Genomic DNA, 3,201 nt, shown 5'->3' on the forward strand with positions numbered 1-3,201 from the left:
TACATATGCGCGGCGATTAAACGCTGGTTATCCTGATACATTGCGAACAGATAATTGTTGTAGCTCTGTCCTTTAGTAGAATAACCCTTCAGCTTATGAATCATCGCGGTAGCGGTGACTTCCTGATCGGCTTTACGCAGTTGCGCACGTGACTTACGGAATGAAGAGTAAGCCGGATGCGTGTTCAGGTTGATGACGTAAGCATTCACCGACTCTTTCACCGATTCAAACTGTGAGTAGCCTTTCACCTTACCCGGGGCATTATTACAACGACCTTTGCCACATTTCATGCCAAACAGGTTGTTGTTGCTACGCGCCAGCTTCGACGTACCCCAGCCACTTTCAGCCGCAGCCATGGTTGCCACCATACTGGTCGGGATAATGTCTACGCGCTCAAGCAGCGTATTCCATGGGATTTTACGCGTGTTGCCAGACCAGCTCACCTTGTAGCGCTTCGCGATATCTTTCATACGCGTACGCTCAGTCGGTGACCAGCGGTTCTGGTACTGTTTTGAAATCAGCCAGTTACGGTCCGCCGTAATGGCAGCATTTTGACTGGTAATATAAGGCATAACCGTCCGGAGAAACGCTTTTTTCCTTGGTGTTCCGGAAGGGTATTTTCGCAAATCAGGAAGTGAACTACTCTTTGCACTATTGCGAGAATACTCTTGTTTACTGCTTACCTGTGTATTACTTGTCTTGATTACCTGGGGCTTGTGACTCGTTGTCGCCGTGTGTGTCTTTGCCAGCACCTCACCCGAAAATGCAACGGTGAGTAACATAAGAATCATTGCCCCATATCGTCGAATGGGAGTCAATATCATTAGGTCTCCTGGTCGGATTTATACATTCCAACACCTTATATTTTTCACAAAAATGAGAGATGAATCTCAAATCATATCAAAAATAGCCGTCAAGAGCACCCAAAGGAATAGTCCAATTCTGAAACCATGTCACGTATTAACGGTTCAGGGTGCTATTAATTCGAAGAAAATGTGGAGGTTATCGCAAAATAAGTTCATTTTTTGCGCGCGATCGCTCACCCTCACCTCTCCTCCTGGCGGAATCGACTCAAAGGAGGAGTTTCCGGTCTGATTTCACTGGCAAACTGGCGAAAATCGCAGCACCAAGGACAGCATTATGAAACTTGCCGCCGTTGCGCTGGCGCTCATGCCCGGCATTGCCATCGCCTCATCATGGACTTCTCAGGGACTCCCCACCTTCGAAGCGGAAGGTACGGGTAAATTCGTCAGCCATGCAGCGTTGACGAAGGGTACGCGTCCTTTAATCCTAAATTTTGACCAACAGTGCTGGCAGCCTGCTGATGCGATAAAACTCAACCAGATGCTGTCGCTAAAACCGTGTGAAGGCGCCCCGCCGCAGTGGCGCTTATTCAAAGACGGCGATTACACGCTGGAAGTGGATACCCGCTCCGGAACGCCAACGTTGATGCTCTCGGTAAAAAGCGCCGCAGACCCTGTCACGACCCAGATTCGCCAGTGCCCGAAATGGGATGGTTCGCCGTTAACACTGGATGTGAGCCAGACCTTTCCGGAAGGTGCCGTGGTGCGCGATTTCTACAGCCAGCAAACGGCAACGGTAAAAAATGGGACAATTACCCTACAGCCTGCCGCAGCCAGTAACGGACTGTTGCTGCTGGAACGGGCGGAAACTGATGCCCCGGCCGCTTTCGACTGGCATAACGCTACGGTGTATTTCGTCCTGACGGATCGCTTTGTAAATGGTGACCCGAGCAACGACCACAGCTACGGGCGTCGCAACGACGGCATGCAGGAAATTGGCACTTTCCACGGGGGCGATTTGCGCGGTCTGGCCAGCAAACTCGACTATCTACAACAGTTAGGCATCAACGCCCTGTGGATCAGCGCGCCGTTTGAGCAAATTCACGGCTGGGTCGGCGGTGGCACCAAAGGTGATTTCCCCCATTATGCTTACCACGGCTATTACACTCAGGACTGGACCACCCTCGACGCGAATATGGGTAATGAAGCTGACCTGCGTGCGCTGGTTGACGGCGCGCACCAGCGCGGCATTCGCATCCTGTTTGATGTCGTCATGAATCATACCGGCTACGCCACGCTGGCGGATATGCAGGAGTATCAGTTTGGGGCCCTGTACTTGTCGGGCGATGAACTGAAAAACACGCTCGGTGAACGCTGGACGGACTGGAAGCCAGCCGCCGGGCAAAGCTGGCACAGCTTTAATGATTACATCAACTTCAGCGATAAAGCAGGCTGGGAAAAATGGTGGGGGAAAAACTGGATCCGCACCGATATTGGCGATTACGACAATCCGGGTTTTGACGACCTGACCATGTCGCTGGCTTTCCTGCCCGATCTGAAAACCGAATCCACCACGCCTTCCGGGCTGCCAAACTTTTATCAACACAAACCGGATACGCACGCTAAAGCTATTGCTGGTTATACGCCCCGCGATTATCTGACCCACTGGCTCAGCCAGTGGGTGCGTGATTACGGGATTGACGGGTTTCGGGTCGATACCGCCAAACACGTCGAACTTCCCGCCTGGCAGCAGTTAAAAACACAGGCCAGCGCGGCGCTGGTTGAATGGAAGAAAGCGAACCCGGATAAAGCGCTTGATGACAAACCTTTCTGGATGACCGGCGAGGCCTGGGGTCACGGCGTGATGCAAAGCGACTATTACCGTCACGGCTTTGATGCGATGATCAATTTCGACTATCAGGAGCAGGCGGCAAAGGCCGTCGATTGTCTGGCAAATATGGATGTCACCTGGCAACAGATGGCTGAGAAATTGCAGGATTTCAACGTTCTGAGCTATCTTTCCTCGCACGATACGCGTCTGTTCCGCGAAGGTGGAGACAAAGCCGCCGAGCTATTGCTGCTGGCGCCAGGCGCGGTACAACTCTTTTACGGAGACGAGTCGGCCCGGCCCTTTGGACCAACAGGTTCAGACCCATTGCAGGGTACGCGCTCAGAAATGAACTGGCAGGATGTGGCCGGGAAATCTGCCGCCAGCGTCGCTCACTGGCAGCGCATCAGTCAGTTCCGGGCCAGACATCCCGCCATCGGTGCTGGTAAACAGACCACGCTGACATTGAAGCAGGGATACGGATTTATCCGCGAGCATGGCGACGATAAGGTGATGGTGGTGTGGGCCGGTCAGCCCTGATCCCAACAGGCTTCCCGCTGTGCATACAGC

The 3,201-nt window shown here is 52.9% G+C and carries 2 protein-coding genes; one reads left to right on the plus strand and one right to left on the minus strand.

Features of this window, described 5'->3' with window-relative positions; genetic code table 11:
* Nucleotides 1-824, minus strand: an 824-nt coding sequence (locus tag FDW94_RS00155) for a protein bax (protein ID WP_008786441.1), incomplete at its 3' end; no start/stop codon positions are given.
* 316 nt (nucleotides 825-1,140) lie between these two features.
* Here FDW94_RS00155 and malS point away from each other — a divergent pair.
* Nucleotides 1,141-3,171, plus strand: coding sequence for an alpha-amylase (gene malS, locus FDW94_RS00160; RefSeq protein ID WP_137376941.1), 2,031 nt, complete (start codon nucleotides 1,141-1,143; stop codon nucleotides 3,169-3,171).
* Nucleotides 3,172-3,201: the final 30 nt, after the last annotated feature.

The sequence above is a fragment of the Citrobacter sp. wls757 genome (genome assembly GCF_005280935.1).
Lineage (GTDB): Bacteria > Pseudomonadota > Gammaproteobacteria > Enterobacterales > Enterobacteriaceae > Citrobacter > Citrobacter portucalensis.

Bases quoted from the DNA above. Each gene is read 5' to 3' on its own strand.
- malS (WP_137376941.1), top strand. From the start codon at position 1,141: ATGAAACTTGCCGCCGTTGCGCTGGCGCTCATGCCCGGCATTGCCATC.